The sequence below is a fragment of the Tritonibacter sp. SIMBA_163 genome (genome assembly GCF_046535935.1).
GTDB lineage: Bacteria > Pseudomonadota > Alphaproteobacteria > Rhodobacterales > Rhodobacteraceae > Epibacterium > Epibacterium scottomollicae.
In genome coordinates, this window is record NZ_JAWJBP010000818.1 from 1 (window position 1) to 255 (window position 255).

The 255-nt window shown below is 34.9% G+C and carries 1 protein-coding gene; it reads left to right on the forward strand.

All coding sequences use genetic code 11. From position 1 onward, the window contains the following. Positions 1–255: hypothetical protein (locus R0J92_RS24600; RefSeq protein ID WP_411053612.1), on the forward strand; the 255-nt coding region annotated here is incomplete at both ends.

A 255-nucleotide genomic window follows, 5' to 3' on the forward strand; every position in this document is an offset into this window, starting at 1 on the left:
CTGGTAATAAAGGTGTTGGTGAAAAAATCTTCGATGATATGGGTTATGAAGATTCAGAGCGCTCTCTTGAAAAAATCGCACGGGAATTAAGAGAAACGCTTATTAAAGAATTGCCTTATGACTTAGCAAAGATGCAAATAGCTATTGGCGGAGTTGAGAATGATCGAATAATAATATACTCTTTCGATAATAACGAAAATAAAGATTTGAAGATTTTGGAGCCAGTGGGTATAGATCCAGTATATACTTGTATGG